The sequence below is a fragment of the Streptomyces sp. NPDC020898 genome (assembly GCF_044333925.1).
Classification (GTDB): Bacteria; Actinomycetota; Actinomycetes; order Streptomycetales; family Streptomycetaceae; genus Streptomyces.
In genome coordinates, this window is sequence record NZ_JBIRRV010000007.1 from 126,275 (window position 1) to 146,968 (window position 20,694).

At 69.8% G+C, this 20,694-nt stretch carries 18 protein-coding genes; 7 read left to right on the top strand and 11 right to left on the bottom strand.

Features of this window, described 5'->3' with window-relative positions; translation table 11 throughout:
* Nucleotides 1-26 precede the first annotated feature (26 nt).
* Together ACH4TV_RS23080 and ACH4TV_RS23085 are read right to left on the bottom strand one after the other, a co-directional pair.
* Entirely contained in the window at nt 27-1,322 is a 1,296-nt protein-coding gene (locus tag ACH4TV_RS23080) for an extracellular solute-binding protein (protein WP_398400962.1), read from the bottom strand.
* A 74-nt stretch (nt 1,323-1,396) separates the two neighbouring features.
* A complete protein-coding gene (locus tag ACH4TV_RS23085; protein WP_398400964.1) occupies nt 1,397-4,030 on the bottom strand; it encodes a beta-glucosidase in 2,634 nt (877 codons plus the stop codon).
* A 154-nt stretch (nt 4,031-4,184) separates the two neighbouring features.
* On the opposite strand from ACH4TV_RS23085, the gene ACH4TV_RS23090 reads away from it, so the two are divergent.
* A complete protein-coding gene (locus tag ACH4TV_RS23090; protein WP_398400966.1) occupies nt 4,185-4,820 on the top strand; it encodes a TetR/AcrR family transcriptional regulator in 636 nt (211 codons plus the stop codon).
* A gap of 73 nt (nt 4,821-4,893) precedes the next feature.
* On the opposite strand, the gene ACH4TV_RS23095 is transcribed toward ACH4TV_RS23090, so the two are convergent.
* Nucleotides 4,894-6,372 carry an MFS transporter gene (locus ACH4TV_RS23095; protein WP_398400968.1) on the bottom strand — a complete coding sequence of 493 codons (1,479 nt, stop codon included), beginning with the start codon at nt 6,370-6,372 and terminating at the stop codon, nt 4,894-4,896.
* A 98-nt stretch (nt 6,373-6,470) separates the two neighbouring features.
* Between ACH4TV_RS23095 and ACH4TV_RS23100 the strand changes: the two genes are divergently transcribed.
* Complete coding sequence (locus ACH4TV_RS23100) at nt 6,471-7,016, top strand: MarR family winged helix-turn-helix transcriptional regulator (RefSeq protein WP_398400970.1); 546 nt, start codon at nt 6,471-6,473, stop codon at nt 7,014-7,016.
* Nucleotides 7,017-7,075: 59 nt separating this feature from the next.
* Here ACH4TV_RS23100 and ACH4TV_RS23105 read toward each other — a convergent pair whose 3' ends face one another.
* The 3 genes from ACH4TV_RS23105 to ACH4TV_RS23115 form a co-directional block, all read right to left on the bottom strand.
* Nucleotides 7,076-7,777 carry an SDR family oxidoreductase gene (locus tag ACH4TV_RS23105; RefSeq protein WP_398400972.1) on the bottom strand — a complete coding sequence of 234 codons (702 nt, stop codon included), beginning with the start codon at nt 7,775-7,777 and terminating at the stop codon, nt 7,076-7,078.
* A gap of 96 nt (nt 7,778-7,873) precedes the next feature.
* Nucleotides 7,874-10,066, bottom strand: coding sequence for an MMPL family transporter (locus tag ACH4TV_RS23110; protein ID WP_398400974.1), 2,193 nt, complete (start codon nt 10,064-10,066; stop codon nt 7,874-7,876).
* Nucleotides 10,067-10,227: 161 nt separating this feature from the next.
* Nucleotides 10,228-10,653: a hypothetical protein gene (locus ACH4TV_RS23115; protein ID WP_398400976.1), complete on the bottom strand. Its 426-nt coding sequence runs from the start codon at nt 10,651-10,653 to the stop codon at nt 10,228-10,230.
* Between the two features lie 212 nt (nt 10,654-10,865).
* Between ACH4TV_RS23115 and ACH4TV_RS23120 the strand changes: the two genes are divergently transcribed.
* The 4 genes from ACH4TV_RS23120 to ACH4TV_RS23135 all read left to right on the top strand — a co-directional run bounded on the left by ACH4TV_RS23120 (nt 10,866) and on the right by ACH4TV_RS23135 (nt 14,369).
* On the top strand, nt 10,866-11,513 hold the full coding sequence (locus ACH4TV_RS23120; RefSeq protein ID WP_398400978.1) for a TetR/AcrR family transcriptional regulator: 648 nt from the start codon (nt 10,866-10,868) through the stop codon (nt 11,511-11,513).
* Nucleotides 11,514-11,625: 112 nt separating this feature from the next.
* Nucleotides 11,626-12,198, top strand: coding sequence for a TetR/AcrR family transcriptional regulator (locus tag ACH4TV_RS23125; protein WP_398400980.1), 573 nt, complete (start codon nt 11,626-11,628; stop codon nt 12,196-12,198).
* A gap of 232 nt (nt 12,199-12,430) precedes the next feature.
* Entirely contained in the window at nt 12,431-13,246 is an 816-nt protein-coding gene (locus tag ACH4TV_RS23130) for an oxidoreductase (protein ID WP_398401612.1), read from the top strand.
* A gap of 148 nt (nt 13,247-13,394) precedes the next feature.
* On the top strand, nt 13,395-14,369 hold the full coding sequence (locus tag ACH4TV_RS23135; RefSeq protein ID WP_398400981.1) for an NmrA family NAD(P)-binding protein: 975 nt from the start codon (nt 13,395-13,397) through the stop codon (nt 14,367-14,369).
* A gap of 36 nt (nt 14,370-14,405) precedes the next feature.
* Here the strand turns inward: ACH4TV_RS23135 and ACH4TV_RS23140 are convergent, their stop codons facing one another.
* From ACH4TV_RS23140 to ACH4TV_RS23155, 4 genes are all read right to left on the bottom strand, one after another.
* Nucleotides 14,406-14,768, bottom strand: a complete 363-nt coding sequence (locus ACH4TV_RS23140; RefSeq protein WP_398400983.1) for a hypothetical protein — start codon at nt 14,766-14,768, stop codon at nt 14,406-14,408.
* A 245-nt stretch (nt 14,769-15,013) separates the two neighbouring features.
* Nucleotides 15,014-15,544 carry a cupin domain-containing protein gene (locus tag ACH4TV_RS23145; protein ID WP_398400985.1) on the bottom strand — a complete coding sequence of 177 codons (531 nt, stop codon included), beginning with the start codon at nt 15,542-15,544 and terminating at the stop codon, nt 15,014-15,016.
* A gap of 15 nt (nt 15,545-15,559) precedes the next feature.
* Entirely contained in the window at nt 15,560-16,612 is a 1,053-nt protein-coding gene (locus ACH4TV_RS23150) for a phosphotransferase family protein (RefSeq protein WP_398400987.1), read from the bottom strand.
* Entirely contained in the window at nt 16,609-17,613 is a 1,005-nt protein-coding gene (locus ACH4TV_RS23155) for a C-terminal binding protein (RefSeq protein WP_398400989.1), read from the bottom strand. The genes ACH4TV_RS23150 and ACH4TV_RS23155 overlap by 4 nt, the downstream gene beginning before the upstream one ends.
* Nucleotides 17,614-18,356: 743 nt before the next feature.
* Here ACH4TV_RS23155 and ACH4TV_RS23160 point away from each other — a divergent pair.
* A complete protein-coding gene (locus ACH4TV_RS23160) occupies nt 18,357-19,625 on the top strand; it encodes an MFS transporter (RefSeq protein ID WP_398400991.1) in 1,269 nt (422 codons plus the stop codon).
* Nucleotides 19,626-19,836: 211 nt separating this feature from the next.
* Here ACH4TV_RS23160 and ACH4TV_RS23165 read toward each other — a convergent pair whose 3' ends face one another.
* Nucleotides 19,837-20,661, bottom strand: a complete 825-nt coding sequence (locus ACH4TV_RS23165; RefSeq protein WP_398400993.1) for a fumarylacetoacetate hydrolase family protein — start codon at nt 20,659-20,661, stop codon at nt 19,837-19,839.
* Nucleotides 20,662-20,694: the final 33 nt, after the last annotated feature.

Below are 20,694 nucleotides of genomic sequence, written 5' to 3' on the forward strand. Positions count from 1 at the left end.
ACGAGGGATACGCGCGCGGCGCACGGTCAGCGGCCGGTGCCGATGCTGGTCGCCTTGGACTGCAGAGCCTTCTGTGTCTCGGCGACGGTGGCCTTGCCGTAGGCGAGTTTCTCCAACTCACTGTCGACGGCGTCGGCGATCTGCTGCCAGGTCGTGATGGCCGGCGGGGCCTTGGTGACCTTCAGCTGGGTTTCGAAGGCGGCCATCTTGGGGTTCTCGCCCAGCTTGCCCTCCGACCAGGACCGGACGGCGGCGGGGAGGTTGCCGGTGGCATCCGCGTACGTGGCGAGGTTCTCGGGGTCGGTGAGGAACTGGACGAACTTCCACGCCGCGTCCGGGTTGCCGGCGTCCTTGAAGACCGCCAGGTCGCTGCCGCCGGCCAGGCCCGCGGCCTGCTTGCCCTGCGGCAGTGGCATGGTCTGCCACTTGCTGTCCAGGTCGGGGGCGTTGAGGTGGAGGTCGCCGCCGGTGCTGGCGCCCTGCTGCACCGTGCCGATCAGCGCGTTCTGGAAGTTCTGCCGGGAGTCGGTCTTGTCGTTCGGCGTCAGGCCGTCCTTGAAGACGCCGCTGTAGTACTCCAGGGCCTTGGTGACCTCGGGCGAGTCGAAGGTGAACTTCTTGGTCTCGGCGTCGTAGATGTCACCGCCCTGCTGCCACACCAACGGCAGCCAGAACAGCCAGGAGTTGAAGCCGGTCTGCAGCTGGGTGGCGTGGCGCAGCTTGGAGTTGGCCTTGCCGGCCGTGGCCTGGATGGCCTTGAGGTCCTTCAGGTAGCCGTCCCAGTCGGCGGCGGGAGCGCCCTTGATACCGGCCTTCGTGGTGATGTCGGTGCGGTAGTAGATCACCGACGTGTCGGCCGTGAACGGGACGCCGTAGGAGGTGTCCTTGTACTTCGTGGTGTCCCACTGGCCGGGGAAGAACGCGGACGACTGGAACGAGGCCGGGGTGGCCTGGAAGCCGGCCATGGAGGCCATCTCGGCCATCCATGTGGAGCCGATCAGGGACAGGTCGGGGGTGTTGCCGCCGGCGATCGAGGTGGTGAGCTTCTCGTGCGCTGCGTCCCACGGCACAGCGGTGATCTGGACCTTCACGTCCGGGTTCTGCTGCTCGAACTTCTTCGCCAGCTCCTGCAGCGGCTTGTCGGCCTTGTCTCCCATGGACCACATGACCAGCTTGCCCTTGGCCTCGCCACTGCTGATCTTCGTCGGGGCGTCGGCGTTCGTGGAGTCGTCCCCGCGGCCGCAGCCGGTTGCCAGCAGGGCGGCCACCACGGTGGCGCAGGTTATCTGGAGGGTTCTGGTGGTGGGACGGGGGGTTCTCATCGTGCGGCTCCTTGCGGTTGAACAGGTGAAGAAGGGGGTGGCGAGAACAAGGGGGACTGGAGGGGCCGGGTGGGTCAGCGTGCGGCGTGGAACCCGCTGTCCTCGACGGTCACCTCGGCCATGAGGCACAGATCACGGCTCGAGCGCCCGACGTGCAGCCGGTAGCGGCCGGCCGGGGTGCGCCAGCCGCCCGTGCCGACGTCCCAGACCTGGAAGGCGCGGGCCGCCACGTGCAGGTCGGCGGTCGTCCGGGCGCCCGCTGCCGCCCGGACGGTCGCGAAGCCGGCGAGCAGGCGCACCGGCCGGTCGATGCCGTCCTGCGGCGGCTCCACATAGACCTGGACGACCTCACGACCGGGCCGGGGCCCGGTGTTGGTCAGTTCCACGGTCAGCTTGAGCCCGTCTCCACCTGCGGGGCTGGGCAGAATGGTGGAGACGGACGACTGTGAGACGGCCACGGACTCGTATGCCCACCGGGTCCAGCCGAGCCCGTGACCGAACGGGAAGGCCGGGACGAGACCGCCCTTGTCCCAGGCCCGGTGGCCGATGTGGACGCCTTCGCCGTAGTCCACGACCCCGTCGCGGGGCACCGCGTCGGGTACGGGCACGTCCTCCGCCCGGGCGGGCAGCGTCCACGGCAGTCGGCCGGACGGCTCGATGCGGCCGAGCAGTACGTCGGCCAGGGCGTGCCCGGCCTCCTGGCCCGGCAGCCATGCCCAGAGCAGGGCGGGGGCCTCGTCGGCCCAGGGCAGGAGCACGGGGGCGCCGGCGTTGACGACCACGATCGTGCGCGGGTTGGCGGCGAGCACCTTGCGGACCAGGTCGTTCTGGTGGCCGGGCAGATCGAGCGCGGCGCGGTCCCAGCCCTCGGACTCGACCTCCTCGTTGGTGCCCACCACGACCACGGCCACATCGGCCGCCTGCGCCGCGGCGGCAGCCTCGGCGATCTCCTCGTACGGCGTGGACCCGGGCGGGGCGTGGCGCAGTTGGGCGGTGACGAAGCGGTCGTAGCCGCCGGGCTCGACCACGGTGAGGTCGACGGAGAGGGCGATCCGGCGCGGCCGCGGCCCCACCTCCAGGTCGATGCCCCGCAGCGGCGGGTTGTTGTGCGTGGAGTCGAGGATCAGCTCCACGCCCCGGTCGTCGTTCCCGGCGAGGACCTCCTCACCGTCCACGGTCACGCCGTAGCGGCCGACGCATCCGATCTCCAGACGGTGCGTGCCCGGCTCGGTGAGTGTCAATACGGTGCGGAGCACCACGCGGTGCGTCTTTGGGCCGAAGTCGGTGTACCCGCTCCAGTCACCGGAGGGTCGTATCCGGCCGCCGACCTGGTTGCCGTCGGCGTCGAGGTGGTCGGCGCGCACGCCGACGGTGCCGGTGTCGGGGTCGGGGTCGGTGAGCAGCGCGTCGGTGAGGTACGGCGGGCGCAGGCGGGAGTCGCCGCCCCGGTGCACGGACAGGCGCACGTCCTCGGGGAGCGCGGCGCGCAGCCCGTCCTCGAACGACACCGTGCGCACCGCAGGGACGAAGGCGCTGCCGCCGCCCTGGAGGTACGGCGTCACGGCGTTGGGGCCGATCAGCGCAACGCTACGGATGCCGTCCGGAACCGACAGCAGGTCTGGCTCACTGCGGTTGCCTTCCGCCGCGGGCGCCGGCAGATCCACCTGGTCGTGGCTGCCGCCCGGTGCCAACGGCAGCAGGTCGCCCTGGTTTCGCAGCAGCACCATCCCCCGGGCGGCGACCTCGCGCAGGAGACGGAACTCCTCCTCCGTGGGCCCCGCGGGGGCGGCGGGCAGCACCCGGTGCTGTCCGGGTTCGCCGAGTCGGCCGGTGTGCCGGGCCAGGCGCAGCAGCCGCAGCACCTTGTCGTCGATGAGCCGCTCGTCCACCTCGCCCGCACGGACGGCCTCCACGAGGGGAAGGTCCCAGAGGGGCTCGGGTCCGGGCATCGCCAGGTCGAGGCCGCCGACCGCCGAGGCCACGGTCGAGCGGGTGGCGGCCCAGTCACTGACCACGGGTCCGGAGAATCCCCACTCCTCCTTCAGCACCTCGCGCAGCAGCCGGGCGTTCTCGGTCATGGGCGCCGACTCGTTGCCGTCGTCGACGCCCGAGTAGGCGGCCATCACGCTCCAGGGATCGGCCTCGGCGATGACCTGCTCGAAGGGGGCCAGATAGACCTCGCGCAGGGTGCGTTCGTCCAGCCGGGAGAGGTAGCGGGTGCGGTCGGTCTCGGAGTCGTTGGCCACGAAGTGCTTCAGGCACGCGCTCACGCCCCGGTTCTGCAGACCGCGTACGAGGGCGGCGGCCAGGGTGCCGGTGAGCAGCGGGTCCTCCGAGAAGTACTCGAAGTGCCGTCCGGCGACCGGGGTGCGCTGCAGGTTCACCACCGGGCCGAGGACGACGTCGACGCCCTTGCGGTGCGCCTCCGTCGCGAACAAGTCCCCCAGCCGCTCGGCGAGTTCGGTGTCCCAGGTGGCCGCGAGCGCGCTCGGCGCCGGGGCCAGCAGACCGGTTTCCGCCGGGTCCTCACCGGTCCCCCGCACGCCCTGCGGGCCGTCCGACATCGTCACCGCCGACAGTCCGAGGCGGGGCTCTGCCGGGAGTCTCCACAGGTTCGTGCCCGTCAGCAGCCTGACCTTGGACTCCAGGTCCAGGGTCCGGATGCGGTCGGACAGCTCGGTGTCATCGGGGAGGGCAGGGCGGCTCATGCTCGTCCTTCCAGGCCGCGGCGCGGCACGAAGTGGGCGGAACGGGAGCAGGAAAGCACACTTACTAAGTGCTTAGTAAGTGCTTGTGCGTAAGTTCTTTCCCAGGTTTGATGTGAACGTGACCACTGATCGACAGCCACGTAAACTCCGCACGGTGACCGAGAGCAGGCCGAACGGCGAACGGCAGCCCCGCGCGGGGAAGAGCCTCAAAGCCCAGCAGCGGCGGCAGGAGATCCTCAGGATCGCCATGGACACGTTCGCGGCCCGCGGCTACAACAACACCTCCCTGCAGGAGATCGCCGACCGTGCGGGAGTCACCCAGGCCGGTGTCCTGCACTACTTCGGCTCCAAGGCGCAGCTGCTCACCAGCGTTCTCGCACTGCGCGACGAAACGGACATCGAGCAGCTCGGCAGCGAGCGCCCACGAGGCCTGGCGTTCCTGCGCCACCTGGTCGACACCGCCCGCCACAACGCCGAACGGGGAGGCATCGTCCGGCTGTACGCCGTCCTGTCGGCGGAGAGCGCCACCGAGGGCCACCCCGCGCAGGACTACTTCCGTGACCGCTACGCCGGACTGCGCACCATGGTCACCGAAGCCCTCTCCGAAGCATGCGAACTCGGCGAGACCCGGGCGGACCTGAACCTCGAAGACGCAGCCAACGCGATCATCGCCGTCATGGACGGCCTTCAGATCCAGTGGCTGCTCGCCCCCGACGCGGTCGACATGGCCGCCGCTGCGGACCGCGTCATCACCGCGCTCCTGGCAGATCTCACCGCCCACCGCCCCTGACCTCAGGCACCGCTCGACCCTCGGGCGCCGACGGTGTCTTGCGAGGTGGTCGTCTCTTTCGAGCAGGTCGGCTTCAGGCGTCGACGACGGGAGTGGCGGCGGGCGTGGCCTTGGTGAAGCGCGGCAGGGCGGCGGCGCCGACGGCGAGCAGGGCGACGATGCCCATCTGTACGTACTCGACTCCGGCGAACGCGTGGGCGACGTCATGCGGCGCCAGGGCCAGGTAGAGGGTGCCCAGGGTGGCCACGCCGAGAGCCAGTCCGCTCTGCTGCAGGGTGATCAGCACGCCGCTGCCGATACCGGCCAGGTGGGTGGGGACGTCGGCGAGCACACTGCGGAACAGGCCGGCGAAGAGCATCGACTGTCCGGCGCCGACCAGGGCGAGCGGTACGGCCATCGACCACAGGCTGACGTGCGGCCAGTTCCGGAGCAGGAGCGTCACCAGTGAGACCAGTCCGGCGAGTTGGACGGCGGCGCCGACGGACAGCGCGGCCCGGCCGAACCGGGTGATCAGGCGGGGTGCGACCAGCGAACCGGCGAAGAAGAGCAGGGCCATGGGCAGGATCGCCAGGCCGCTGTGCAGGGCGTCGGCGTGCAGGCCGTTCTGGACGGTGAGGGCGAAGACGAACATGAACGCGCCGAAACCGATGCTGAAGGCGAACACCATGGCCAGGCCTCGGGACATCGACGGCAGCCGCAGCAGGGACGGCGGCAGCAGCGGGACCTCGCCGCGTCGCTCGGCACGCTTCTCCACGACGTAGGTGGCGGCGCCCAGGACGACCGCGGCGGCGAGCAGCAGCCAGGTCCACCAGGGCCAGCCCAGCGAGTGACCCTCGGTCAGCGGGACGAGCAGGGCCGTCAGGGTGGCGGCGAACAGGATGGTGCCGGGCAGGTCGATGCCGACGGGGTGGTCCGAGCGGGTGGCGGGCACGATGCGGGCCGCGACCAGGAGGACGACCACGCCGATGGGCACGTTGACCAGGAAGATGGGACGCCAGGAGGTGCCGGCGATGTCGGCGCTGACCAGCAGACCGCCCACCAGTTGCCCGACCACGGCGGCGATGCCGGAGGTCGCCCCGTACAGGGCCACGGCGCGAGCCTTGCGCTCTCCTTCGAGGACGTGGTGGAAGGTCGCGAGCACCTGCGGGACGAGGAGGGCGGCGGTGGCGCCCTGGACGATGCGGGCCGCGATCAGCGCGCCCACGCCAGGGGCGACACCGCAGGCCAGCGACGCCAGGACGAAGCCCACGAGCGCGCCGAGGAAGACACGGCGGCGGCCGTAGCGGTCGCCCAGCCGGCCTCCGAGGACCAGCAGGGTCGCGTACGCGACGCCGTATCCGGCGATCACCAGCTCGAGCGACGAGGCCGAAGCGTGCAGCGAGGCGTCGATGCTGGGAAGGGCCACGTTGGTGATGAAGAAATCCATGATCGGCAGGAACGCGCCGGCCAGCAGGACGAACACTCCGAACGGGTGCAGCCCACCCGCGCGGGCCACGGCCCGGGGCGAGGCCGCCGCGGTCCCGGCCTGCCCAAGGGGAAAGGTTGTCGTCATGACAGATCCTCGCTAGTGATTATGCACTCATAACTATGAGGGCATGACGAGTATGATGTCATAACTAGTTTCTTGGCAACCCGCACCCGGGAGATGTGATGCACGACAGAGCCCAGCAGACGGCCCCCACAGCCGGACCGGACGGGGCCGACCGGGCCGAGGGGGCGGAAGGGGCTAACGGGGACCAGCGATGGGCCGACCTGGCCGACCTCGTGCTGATCATCAGCCGGGAGATCCAGTTCCGCCGCTACGCGGATGAGCGGGCCGTCCACCTGTCCCAGTCCGAGGGCATGGTGATGCGCTACCTGAAGCACGACCCCGCCGCCACGCCCAGCCGTATCGCCTCCGCGACCGGGCTGCAGCGCACCAACCTGTCCACCGTCCTGCGCGGACTGGAGGACAAGGGCTTCATCGAGCGGCACGCCCACTCGAGCGACGGTCGCGGGGTCACGGTCCACTCCACGGAGCGCGGGCGCGGCAACTCCGACCTCGTTCGACAGGAATGGGCCGCCGCCGTCTCCGAGGCCGCCGACCAGGACACCCGCCACCTCGACGCGGCCCTCACCCTGCTCGCCGCCGTGGAGGCCGGACTGACCCGGGGCCGGCCCCGACCCGGGGCCACGCCCCCGGCAACAGGGACCTGACCGCGGGGTCGGCCGGCACATCGTGCCGCTCCAGCGCGATGAAGCGGCCCGCCTTCGCCCTACTTCGCCAGTTGGGCGTACAGCCCTGCCAGGTCCCCGGCCAGGCCCGCCTTGACCTGCCGTGAGATGTCGTCGGCGAGCACCTCGTACGCTCCCGTCTCGACGCCGTCGAGGGCGAGGGCGGCGACGGCACGGGGGTCGGACTTCGGTGCGTCGACGCCGGCCGCCAGGTCCGTGTCCACGTATCCCACATGCAGTCCGGTGACAGCGATGCCGCGCGGCTGGAGCTCCAGACGCAGGGAGTTGGTCTGCGACCAGAGGGCGGCCTTGGAGGCGCTGTAGGAGCCGCCGAGGGCGATCCAGGAGAGCACGGAGTGCACGTTGAGGAGGTGGCCGCCGCCGTTGCGCTCGATGACGGGCACGAAGGCCCGGGCGACCAGCAGCGGGCCGTAGAAGTTGGTCTCGAACTCCCGGCGCACGTCGTCGACCGGGGAGTCGAGGAAGGACGCGCCGACCGACGCGCCGGCGTTGTTGATCAGTACGGTGACGTCTTCGGCCTGCGCGGCGGCCGCCACCACGGAAGCCGGGTCGGTGACCTCCAGCGCCACCGGGACGGCGTCGGGGTGCGTCACGCTGCGCGGGTCGCGGGCCGTGGCGTAGACCTTGGCCGCACCGCGTGCATAGAGCTCCTCCACCAGCGCCTTGCCTATGCCGCGACTGCCGCCGGTGACGAAGACGTTGGCGCCCTTGAGTGCGGTCATGACTGCCTCCATAATGCTCGCAATGAGAAACCGATCGGTTCCACCACCGTAAACCGATCGGTTTCCATATGCAAGCCGCCTCGCCTCTCGCCGGATTCAGCGCGCGACGGGGACCCGCCTGTCGGTGTCCGCCGGCACGTCGGTGACCTCCGGCATGTCACCCTCCTTGATGCCGAACCGGTCGTAGAAGCGGGCGAGGGGGCCCGGGGCCCACCAGGCCGCCCTGCCCAGCAGCCTCATGACGGCCGTTCCCAGCAGAACGCGCACCACCAGCACGTCCGCCAGGACCGCGAACACCATGCCGACGCCGAAGAGCTTGATGGTCAGCACCTCGCTCATCCCGATCGCCGCGAGCGGCACGCACATCAGCACCGCGGCGCTCACGACCAGGCGGCCGATGGACTGCAGCCCGGTCGCCACGGCCTCCGTACTGTCGCCCGACTTGTCGTACTGCTCCCGCATTCTGGACACCAGGAACACCTCGTAGTCCATGGAGAGTCCGAAGATCAGAGCGAACAGCATGATCGGCATGTTGGGCTCGATGTTGCCCGTCGGATCGAAGCCGAGCAGGCCGTTCAGATGGCCGTCCTGGAAGATCCAGACCAGGACCCCGAAGGTGGCGGACAGCGACAGCATGTTCATCATGATCGCCTTCAACGGCAGCAGCACCGAGCCGAAGGCGAGGAACAGCAGGATGTACGTCATCACCGCGATGTAGAGCAGCATCCACGGCAGGGTCTCGCCGAGCGCGTCCAGAGTGTCGTCGTAGATCGCCGACTCACCGCCGATGTAGGCCTGGGCACCCGGTGGTGCCGGTACCTCCTTGATCCGGTTCACCAGGTCCCGCGCATGGGTCGAGATGGGGTTGCCGTCGTAGGTGACCGACACCCGGGCCGTGGCGCCCTCCACTCCGCTGATCCGAGCGCTCGTGGCGCCCTCCGTGGCGCCGAGGCGCTCGGCGTACGCCTGGAGCGCCGCGCCCTGTGCCTTCGAGGTCCCGTCGGACTTCAGCACGAGCAGCGAGTCGATGGACTTCACCGCGTCGCCGTCGAAGTCGTGCTCCATGGCCTCGAAGACCTGGCGGCCCTCGGAGGTGCTCCGCAGCTGCTGCGCGTTGATGGAGCCGAACTCGATCTTGGAGAACGGCAGGGCGAGTGTCAGCAGCAGGCCCACCGCGCCCACCACCACGAACCAGCGCCGCCGCATCAGGCCGTGCCCGAACCGGTACCAGGCACCCTCGCCGGCCGCCGTGGGGCGCGCGGCCTTCTTGCGGCGCAGCGGGAAGGCGTTGACCTTCGGGCCCATCACGGCGAGCAGTGCGGGCAGGGCGACGAGCGAGAAGAGCACCGCCAGCACGACCGCGGCCACACCGCCGTACGACATCGACTTCAGGAACGTCGACGGGAAGAGGGTCAGGCCGGCCAGCGCCGCCGCGACCGTGGTGCCGGAGATCACGACGGTGCGCCCGGCCGTCGCGATGGTGCGCCCGATCGCCTCTTCCCCGGAGTAGCCGGCCTCCAGTTCCTCGCGGTAGCGGCTGACGATCAGCAGGCCGTAGTCGATGGCGACCGCGAGGCCGAGGATCGTGACCAGGCTCATGGAGAACACGGACACGTCGGTGATGTTGGCGATGGTCCGCAGGACGGCCATCGACCCGATGATGGAGAGCACGCCGACGATCAGAGGAAGGAAGGACGCGGCCAGACTGCCGAACACGACCAGCAGGAGCAGGAAGAGCACGGGGGCCGAGATGATCTCCGCGGTTCTCAGGTCGTGTTCGATCTTCTCACTGGCCTGATGGCCGGTGGGTACCGTGCCGCCCTGCAAGGTCTCCAGGCCGGGTGCCGGGATCTTGTCCATGATCGCCTTGTACGAGTCCTCCTTGGCCTTCTCGCTGCTGCCGTGGAGGTTCAGCGCGACATAGGTGGCGTGCCGGTCGTGGCTGACCTGCGCCGGCATCTTGGTCTGCCAGTAGTGCAGGTAGCCGGTCACGTCCGCCTTCGGCAGGGACTCCACCTGCTTGACGACCGCCCGCTGGAACGACGGGTCGTCGACGGTGCGGTCCTCGTCGCGGTAGACGATCACCGCATCCGGTGTCCGCTGCGGGAACGCCTTCTCGGCGATCTTGGCCGCGCGAGCACTGTCGGAGCCGGGGTCCTGGAAGCCGAGCGGGGTCAGCGAGCCGAAGACACCGGCGCCATAGGCCCCGGACAGGACGGCGAACAGCAAGGTCAGTACCAGCAGAGGCTTTCGGCGCCGGTGAATCAGACGCCCGAATCTCTCAAACATGTTGTCTCCTGGATCAGTGAAAAGCGCATGGCAAAGCCCTACGACCGGCTTGACAGGCTTGACCGGCTCATGAGGGTGGGCGGGAAGCTGACGCCCTGCCGAGCTCGACAGGGCGTGCAAGTGCCGGAGAGCGAGGGTCTGTCGACGCTCGGGACCGGCTGTCAGCCGAGGCCGGGAACGGCGTCGACCAGCATCGAGGCGGGCGGGTCCGCGGCGTCGAGGGACACCAGGCGGGGGAACTGCCGCACTCCGGCGAGGTACCGCCCGGACGGGAAGGGGGCGTCACAGGCGGCCGCTTCCTCAACGGTGAGGCGGTGAGCGGTCTGGTTCAGGGCCCTGTCGGGGCTGCCGACCGCCCACGAGGCGGTCAGGTTCGGCGACTCGGACTGCTCCCGCCAGTGCAGGAACGCTCCGGCCGCCTGCGAGAAGTCCTCCGGGGTGAACGCGGCCCGGTCGACCGGACCGTCGGGCGGCCCCTCGTCGACGTAGTGCCTGCGCAGGCCCTCACCGACCGGGCCGTACCGAGGCTCGTACGGCCAGCCGGAGAGGCCGGCGAAGCACTCGTCGGGTGTTCGTTCGATGTGCATACGAGGAACCATAACAGCGTTTTGATTGCTCGCTCCAAACCCGCTCGCCCACCGCCCAGCCAGATGGGGATCACCTATATCGCCCTGACCTGCTCCTATTCAGAGACGACTGACACAGGGTTGACGGATGCCGAGACAGGGCCGGGCCACCGAAGCGCAGGCGATACGACGTCACGGAGTCATTCGTAACGCTGTTGCAATATGCTGGCGCCATGGCCAAGCCCAAGACACATGACGAAGCGCTCCGGCTCAGGCTCCTGCACCGCGCGGCCGCCACGGTCTTCGACCGCGGTACCGCCGCGCTGAGCCTGCGACAGCTCGCGGCCGACGCGAAAACCTCGACCACGGCGGTCTACTCGCTGTTCGGCAACAAGGCCGGCCTGCTCAGCAGCCTGTACCAGGAGGCCGTGCACCTCTTCGTCGAGCGCCTGGCCACCATCCGTCCGACGGCAGATCCGGCCGGCGACGTGATCCGCCTCGGGCTCGCCTATCGCGAGTACGCCGTCGCCAACCCGCATCTCTACGCGATCCTCTTCTCCGACCGCAGGGCCCACTGCCCGTCGGACTCGGAGAGGCCGCGCGAGGTCGCCGAGACATACCGACCCCTCGTCGACGCCGTGCGTCGCGGACAGCAGGCCGGGCAGTTCGGTACCGCGTCCGACTCCGAGGTCATCGCACTGTCGGTCTGGGCGACGGCCCACGGCCTCGTGTCCCTGGTGCTGTCGGGGAACGAGCCGCCGGGCCTCGCGGTCGCCGACTGCTACGAGCGGGCGCTGCGGGCGCTGGTGACGGGGTGGCGGGAGAGCGAGGTTCCGGTCGCGGGGGGCACGGAAGTCGCGGGGGTCGCGGACGTGACGTGATCCGGAACGGATTCTCACTGGCGTCCGCTCCGGTGCGCCATTCCGTCCCGGCCCGACCCGGCCTGAAAACCGATCGGTTTTCATTTCGTCCACATCGAGTTAACCTCGCGATATGACCACTGAAGTGAAGCCAAGCACCAGGGAGCGGCTGCTGGAGGCGGCGGCCACGCTCACCTACCGAGACGGGGTCGGCATCGGCGTCGAGGCGCTGTGCAAGGCGGCGGGGGTGTCGAAGCGCTCCCTGTACCAGCTGTTCGAGAGCAAGGACGAGCTGCTGGCGGTGAGCCTGACAGAGCGCGCCTCCGGCTTCGTGGCGACCCTCCTCCCGGCGGCGGACGACGGCCGCTCCCCCCGGGAGCGGATCCTGCACGTCTTCGAGCAGGTCGAGTCGCAGGCTGATACGCCCGACTTCCGAGGCTGCCGGTATCTGGCTGTCCAGGTCGAACTCAAGGACCAGACCCACCCCGCCTGCCGGGTTGCCCACGGGATCAAGGCGAACCTGACGGCGTTCTTCCGTGCCGAGGCGGAACAGGGTGGGGCGAGCGATCCCGACCTGCTGTCCCGGCAGCTCATCCTGGTCTTCGACGGCGCCAACGCCCGCGCGGGGATCGGAGCCGACAAGCTGACGGGGCTCGTGGAGCCCACGGTGACCATCCTGCTCGACGCGGCAGGCGTGCGCCGCTGACGCATCGCCTTTCCTGAAGGCTCGGTTGCCGCTTCCCGCGCACCTCCCCCACGCAACCGATCCTGGCCATGCCGCCGTTCCCGCAGGGGGCCTCCCGCCCACAAGGAACCCGACCGGCATCCCGGCACCACCCGGACCCTCACTCACTCCCACCTTGAACTTGCACGCGGAAACCGATCGGTTTACAGTCGTTGGAAACCGATCAGTTTTGCAATGAGCGTGGGAGTCCATGATGACGACAGACCGACCGGTGGCACTCGTGACGGGTGCGTCATCCGGCATCGGGAAGGAGACCGCACTCGCGCTGGTCGCGGCGGGCTTCGAGGTGGTCGGCACAGGCCGCGACACCTCGCGTGTCGCCCCGCTCGACGGGGTGACGTTCGTCGACCTCGACGTGGCCAGCGACGCCTCGGTCGCCACTGCCGTCGGGAAGGTGATCGGGCTGTTCGGACGGATCGACGTCCTGGTCAACAACGCCGGCGTCGGCTCGATGGGTGCGGCCGAGGAAACCTCCGTCGCACAGGCCCAGGGCGTCTTCGACACCAACGTGTTCGGGGTCATGCGCATGGTGAACGAGGTCCTGCCGCACATGCGCTCCCGGGGACACGGACGCATCATCAACATCTCGTCCGTACTCGGGTTCCTGCCCCAGCCGTACATGGCCGCCTACGCCGCGTCCAAGCACGCAGTCGAGGGCTACTCCGAGTCCCTGGACCACGAGGTCCGTGAGCACGGTATCCGGGCGGTCATCGTCGAACCCGCCTACACCAGGACCGGTTTCGAGACCAACAGCGCGCGGCCCGACATGCCCTTGGACATCTACGCGAAGGGCCGGCAGACCATCGACCGCGTGATGGCGGACGCGGTCAGGGACGGCGACGCCCCCACCGTCGTCGCCAAGGCGATCGTCACGGCGGCGACCGACACCAACCCGAACGTGCGCTACACCGCGGGCCCCCTGGCCGGACGCGCGCGCATCCTGCGCCGCCTCGCACCCGCCGGGATCTTCGACAAGCAGATCCGCAAGATGAACCAACTGGCCGGCTGACTGACTGACCGGCTGACCGGCTGACACGCGGGCTCATACGGGGCGGCGCCGATTCGGTCGCCGACACCCGCTGTCGGCCCGGGGGCTCTCCGAACAGCCGACACCTCCCCCACCAGACAATCTCCCCCACCAGACAGAGGACACATTGATGTCAGAGCGCACTCCCATCCTGATCACCGGTGCCGCCGGCGAAATCGGCGGTGTGAGCCGAACGATGGTCGACATGCTGCTCGAACAAGGGCACCCGGTGCGCGCGTTCGTGCGCCAGGACGACGAACGCGCTGGTTCGCTCCGGCAGGCCGGCGCCGAGGTCTTCGTCGGTGACCTGCTCGACATCGCCGACGTGAGCGCCGCATTGAAGGGCGTCCGGCGCATCTACTTCAGCATGAGCCTGTCGCCGTACTACACCGACGCCGTCAGTCTGATGGCCGCCGCGGCGCGGGCCCAGGGCGGCATCGAGGCCTTTGTCAACATCTCCGAGTACGAGCAGTCGTTCATGACGTTCGACAAGATGACCGCACCGGAGGAGGAACGGCGTGCGTGGCTCGGTGGACTCGTCACGCAGTGGTCGCCGCAGCAACGCGCCCACTGGGTCGCCGAGCAGGTGCTGGGCTGGTCCGGCCTGCCGACCGTCAACATCCAGGCGGCCATGTTCGTCGAGAACCCCCTGATGACCTGGCTGGCCCTGGAGCCGCTGGCCCACGGTGAACTGCGCCTGCCCTTCGGCGACCACCGGCTCGCGCCCATCGCGGGTTACGACGTGGCGGAGCTGTGCGTGAAGATCCTTGTCGACCCGGCGCCGCACATCTCGAAGTCCTACGCCCTCAACGGCCCGGAACTCAAGGACATGCACGCCCTCGCGCAGGACTACGCCGCCGTACTGGGACGCCCGGTCACCTACGTCCCCATGGACGTCGAAACCTGGAACGAGACCTACGTCGACACCGCCCTGGCCGCGTTCCCGCACACCGCCGAGCACCTCAAGACCCTGACCCGGCTGATGGGCGGCGGCGGATACCGCGGCGCCACCGACCAGCTGGAAACCCTCCTCGGGCGCCCGCCGAAGACCGTGCGGTGGGCCCTGGAGAACCACCCGCGCATCCGGAAGCTCGCGGCTGCCTGAGCTGCGGCAGACGGAGGGGGCGAAGTGCCCCGGGTCTCACCAGCGCACGTACCAGGGGACCCGGGTGACTCCGGCCGCCAGCAGCCGCTCGAGCACCGGGGCGGACGGCTGCTCGGATCCGCGGTCCTGGGTCAGTTGCAGCTCCCGCAGCCGGGGGACCTCCAACAGGGGCGTCCGGTCCTCCACCCGGTCGCAGCCCAGGAGGCTGAGCTGCTCGAGTTCCGGGAAGGCGCCGATCCCGCCGATGTCGGTCAGGGCGCTGTGCCGCAGGTTCATCGTGGTCAGGGCGGTGAGCCGCTTCAGAAGGGAGAGGTCCCGCCAGGGAAGTTCGCCCGCTTCCAGGTGGGTCACCTGGGCGGGCAGATCCGACACCTGGGGACAGCTGGACAGCCTCAGCATGGCGTGGAGCTTAGGGGTGGGGTACGACAACGAGGATCGAGGCATCCTGGGCCTGCTGGTGGGTCGGGGCGGGGGGCCTCGTGCCCACGGGGTGGGTTGTTGATGGCGGGGCTTTTCGGGACAGTGACGCCGGCGAAGGAGGAGGGTCGGCGCGTGCGGCGGTCAAGGTCAGCCTGTGGATTCCGGCGGCGGTGGGCCGCCGTTTCCGATGGCTGTCCGGCGATATCGCGGAGCCGGTCGCGGAGTCAGCCGTCGCGTTCCGCGCCGACGAGGACGAATGCCACCGTGACCGGTTGGTCGGTGCGGTTGCGCCAGCCGTGCCGGGTGCCGTTCTGGATCACGATGTCGCCGGCCGAGAGGCGGGTGCACCGGCCGTCGTCGAGTTCGAGGACGATCTCGCCCTGGAGGACGATGCCGTAGTCCACCGTCGGTGTCGCGTGCATGCCGTCGGGCTCGATGAGTTCCGCGAGGCCGGGCGAGTCGGCGCGCTGCTCCTGGTCGAAGGCGACAGGGTCGAACGCCGGGTCGGCCATCGCGGTGTCCGGCGGGAAGGTCAGGACGATGAACCGCGTGCCGCCGGGCGCCGGAAGCAGACTGGTGACCTTCGGCGTGGGGTCCTCTCCGGCCATGCTGACCTGCTCGCCGGGTTCGGTGGCCCACGGCAGGCGGGACACCCAGCCCGGCAGGCTGGTGAACGTCCGGCTGCGCGGGACGGGACCGTCGCTGACGACGACCGATCTGCCGTTCGCGTCATGGCCGGTGACAACTCTGCGCATGTGTCTCTCCTCGGGTCAGACCGGTCGGCCGCTGCCGGACCCGGTCGGCGCCAACAGTGCGGTCGCCCAGGCGTCCAGGACGTCCGCCACGGTCGGGGCGGGTGCCCGGAGCAGGGCCGATGCCGCCGTGCGTACGAACAGCCGGTGCCGGTCGTCCGTGAGGTACTCGACCGGGGACTTGCCGTCCACGCGGGCGAGCAGCAGCGCCGGCAGCAGTGACGCGGCCCGCGCGTCGAGGGCCGGCCGGGGTTCCCAGTCGACGCACCGGCCGTACATCTCGGCCAGCACCCGGGCGGACCGCAGGAGATCGGCGCGGCGCCCGGGGACCACCAGGCTCTTGAGGAGCAGATGGTTGACGCAGAAGGCGAGGTCGAATGCCGGGTCGCCGTACCAGGCGCACTCGGCGTCCAGCAGCACGGGCCCGGACGGTCCGACGAGAATGTTCTTGGGGCTGACGTCGCCGTGCACCAGGGCGAGGTGTGTGGTGGCCGTGCGGTCGGCGAGGCCCTGGATGATGTCGTTCAGGCCGGGGTGCGCGGCGGCGGTGGCCAGCAGGTACGGCTCGATGCGCAGGGCGTGGAAGTTGTCGTCGGTGGCGAACTCCGCGGCGAGGGCGGCGTCGCGCGCGCTCGCCGCGTGCAGGGTGCCGAGCAGTTCCCCGACGGCCGCCGCGGTCTCCACCCGTACCTCTCCGTCCAGCAACTGCGTCTTCCACACGGGGTAGCGCTCGGGCGGCAGGAACGCCATCGCGAAGACGCCGGCATCGGGGTCGTGGGCGAGCAGTTCGGGCACGCTGTCCGGGCGGTGCCGGGACGCGAACCGCATCCACGCCCATTCGTAGGCGTTGCGCGACACCGGTGCCTGCCAGTCGGCGGCGACCTTCAGCTTGGCCAGGGCGCGTTTGACGCAGAGGGAGCGTCCCGGCAGGTCCACTCGCCACAGGTCGGAAGAGACCCCGCCGGCCAGCGGCGTCCAGTGGGCGGCTTCGCCGGGGCCGGCGAGTTCGTGGACGGTCAGGAAGTCGGTCAGCTCGGGTTCCGGGCTCGCCTGCACGGGTGGCCGGTTCATCGACGCTCCCCCGGCCCGGTGGGCAGACCCCGGGGCGTGTTGCAGGCATGGGCCGGTGCCTCGCCCGCCAGGATCCGTACGACCTCCTCGGCGGCGCGGCGGCGCAGTTCCGTGACCGAGGCGTCGGAGGAGAAGGCGATGTGCGGGGTGAGCAGGGCGCCCGGCTGGTCCAACAGCCCTGCGGGGACGTGCGGTTCGGTCTCCAGGACGTCGAAGGCGGCCCCGTCCAGGTGCCCGCTGTCCAGCGCCTTGATCACCGCGTCGGTGTCCACCAGGCCGCCCCGGCTGACGTTGACCAGCAGGCCGCCCGCCGGCATCAGCGCCAGCTGCTCGGCGCCGATGAGGTGGTGGGTGCCGGGGGTGAGCGGCACGTGGAGGATCACCACGTCGCTGCTGCGCAGCAGGTCCTCCAGGCCCACCATCTCCACTCCCTGGGCGTCCTTCGGCGGGTGCGGGTCGTGGGCCAGGATCCGGCAGCCGAACGCACCGAGCTTGCCGACGGTGGCGCGACCGATGCGGCCGAATCCGACGACGCCGCAGGTCAGCGTGGACAGCCGGCGCAGCCGGGCGCCGGCCGGGTCCCAGCGGCCCGCGCGGACCTTCCGGTCGGAGACGGCCAGGCCCCGCGTCCAGGCCAGCACCATGCCGACGGCGTGGTCGGAGACCTCCCCGACGCAGTAGTCCGGCACGTTGGTGACCCACACGCCGCGCTCGGTGGCGGTGTCCACGGCGATGTTGTCGAGGCCGACGCCGAGCCTGGCCACGATCCGCAGATCCGGCGAGGTGCCGATCGCGGTGGCGGAGACGGGGGCCCAGCAGGTCAGGATCCCGGCGGGCCGGTGCTCGGCCACCAGTTCCTCGATGGCCTCTGCGGAGGCGGGATCGGCGGGGCCGGTCACCAGGGTGTGGCCCGCCTTCTCGATGACCGATCGCTCCACGGAGTCGTCGGGCCAGGCGAAGTCGGTGAGCAGCACGGTGCCGGGGCGGCTCGGTGGTTTCATGGCAGGTCGTCCTCGCAGAATCGTGCGGCCGCTGCGGACTGCCGGGCGTCTTTCCCGGTCGTGTCCGGTGAGCGGGTCTGATCGCCACCCGGAAGGGCAGCCGTCGGCATGTCCGTTGGGCCGTCGGCCGCCCGGGGTGGGCGGAGGGGGTCGCTGGGCTCGGGTCTGGTGTCACCGGCGCTCGCCGACTTGTGGTCGGTGCGGGAGCCGAAGTACGCCCGGTGGAACGGGTCACGAGATGCCGGGGCACGTCGAATCACTTTGTCACAGCCACGCGGTGCTAACGATAGCACTGAGGGTCTTCAACGCGTCAAGAGTGCGGCGCCCCTCCGGCCTCCGGACGGCCCGCGGCAGGCTCCGTTCCGAGCCCGGGAACCCCCTCATCACGCGAAAACGAGGAACTCGGAAGAAATGCGGTGTCCACATCTTGACGCGCCGGAGACTTCCCCCTCATGGTTTCAGCCAGCGCCGACCGTGTGACCGATAAGTGTCCGCACAGGGTCCGGCTGTCGAAGACGCCATAGCCACGGACGTCCCCGACGGGCGATATTCGGCTGCATTCCGCATGCGGTGTCCGACCGCGCGGCAGCACGTCGCCCGCATTCCACCAGTCGGCGACGGCACTTCCGTCGCCGTCTCGAGTCCGTGTTCAGCTCACCGCTTCCCGTCGTGCCCTTACCGCCCCGCATGGGTGATGGGGTCCGCCGCGGCCTGCCGTGGCCCATTCCTTCTCAGGAGCCGCTATGACTCACGCAGCGCAAGTCGACACCAGTACCGTGCCCGCAGCCGAAACGCGGGAAAGCAGTCCCGCTCCCATTTCCCGCCTCATGATCGGCGTGGGCTTCCTGCTGGTGGTCCTCTCCTACATGGTCAACGCGATGGACCGCCAGGTCTTTCCTCCGCTGCTGCCCAACATCCGCGCGGAGTTCGGGTTCTCCCTGGAGCAGGGCGGGCTGCTGGCGACGAACTTCACCCTCGGCATGGCCCTGGCCGGTCTGCCGGCGGGCTATCTCCTGGACCGCTTCCGCCGCAAGACCGTGCTACTGGTCAGCATCGTGATCTACTCCCTGGGCACGATGGCCACGCCGCTGGCCACCGGATTCGCCGACATGACGCTGTACCGGGTCGTCTCGGGCTTCGGCGAGGGCATGCAGTCCGCCGCCATCTTCGCGGCGCTCGGCGCCTTCTTCGCCCACCGGCGCGGCCTCGCCTTCGGCATCATCGGCATGGGCTACTCCGTCGGCGTGTTCATCGCCCCGCTCATCGGCGTCCGGCTGATGAGTCTGCACGGCACCTGGCACGCGCCCTTCTACCTGTTCGGCGCGGCGGGGCTGCTGATCGCCGCGGCCTGCCTGTTCCTCGTGAAATCCGGTCTGACCGAGCACTCCGCCGAGAAGATCGTCTCGACCAGGACCTACGGGCACATGCCGGCCTCCGCCTACAACCGCAACACCATCGCGCTGGCCGTCCACTCGGTCATCAGCGGCGTGGCCATCTACGGGTTCCTCGGCCTCTACCCGACGTACCTCATCACCTCGCTGCACTACTCCACCGAGCAGGCCGCGCTGGCCATGAGCCTCCTCGGTTTCGGCGGCATGTCCGCCGTTCTCGGCGGCTGGCTCGGCGACCGTGTGAACCAGCGCAACCTGCTGATCGGGAGCATGCTGGCCGTCTCCGCCATCAGCGTGTGCATCTACGAGACACAGGCCGGAGTCGGCCTGCAGTGCGTGTTCGCGTTCCTCATGGGCGCCTTCGGCCTGGGCTTCGTCTATCCCAACACCAACAGCGCGATGCAGCGGTCCGTCCGCCCCGGGCAGATCGGGCGGGCCTCCGGTCTCTTCGTCACCAGCTACTACGGGACGGCGGCGTTCTCGGGCCTGCTCTTCGCCGCCCTGGTGGACTCCTTCGGCTGGAGCCGCGCAGGACTTCTGCAGGTCACAGCCCTGCCGCTGCTGGGAGTCCTGGCGCTGCTCTTCGTCCGCCCCGGGCAGTTCAACAACGCGGTCCGGTAAGGGTTCTGCGGGAAGTGCGGCAGGGGGACTGCGGGGCCGGCGCGGCTGGTCACGCAGTCCCCCTGCACCCCTTTGGGGCGCAGCCGAACGGCTCCGGACTTCGCCCGACCCGCTCGGCCTGCCGACCGGCGCCATCACGCAACAGGGGCCTGCCCACCGCTCGGTGCGGTGGGCAGGCCCCTGTGCGGGCTCGTCCGGCAGGCGTCCGGAGTCAGCGGCTGTCGGCCACGACGGGATTGCGCAGGACGCCGATGCCCTCGATCTCGACCTCGATCTCGTCCCCGGGACGGATCGGCCCGACTCCGGCGGGCGTGCCGGTCATGATCGCGTCTCCGGGCAGCAGCGTCAGATAGCGGCTGAGGTAGCTGACGATGCCGGGCACGGCGAGCAGCAGATCGGCGGTGCTCGCCGACTGCACGACGGTGCCGTTCACACGGGTCGTCAGTGCCAGTGCCGCAGGGTCGAGTCCGGTCGCGATGACCGGCCCGAGGGGAGCGAAGGTGTCCTGCCCCTTGCCGATGAGAAGCGTTCCGAACGCGCTTTCCTTGCGCTGGACGATGCGGTCACTGACATCATTGCCGCACGTATAACCGAGGATGTATTCATGGGCCTCGGAGGGCTTCACATGACGGGCTTCCTTTCCGATGACGACGACCAACTCGCCCTCGAAATGGATCAGTTCACCATCCGCCGGATAGACGATGGCGTCATCCGGTCCAATCACCGCGGTGCTCGGCTTCATGAAGCACACGGGAACTTCCGGAACCTCACGATCGGTCTCGTCGACGTGCGAGGCGTAGTTGTAGGCGAACCCGAAGATCCGGGGCCGCTCCAGCGGCGCGAGAACGACCACGTCGCCGACTTCGTCGATATCTCCCGTAGGGAGCAGTCCGGTGAAGGGGTCACCCTCGAATCTCGCGATCCTGGCGTCACCGGCTTCGAGTTCTCCGTAGTGACGCACGCCGTCGACGGCATACCTGACGATCCGCACGGACACCTCCGCAACTAGGCAGCCGCGGGCGGCTGCACGGCCCATTCAGCAGTGCTAACGTTAGCATAAAGATGAGGG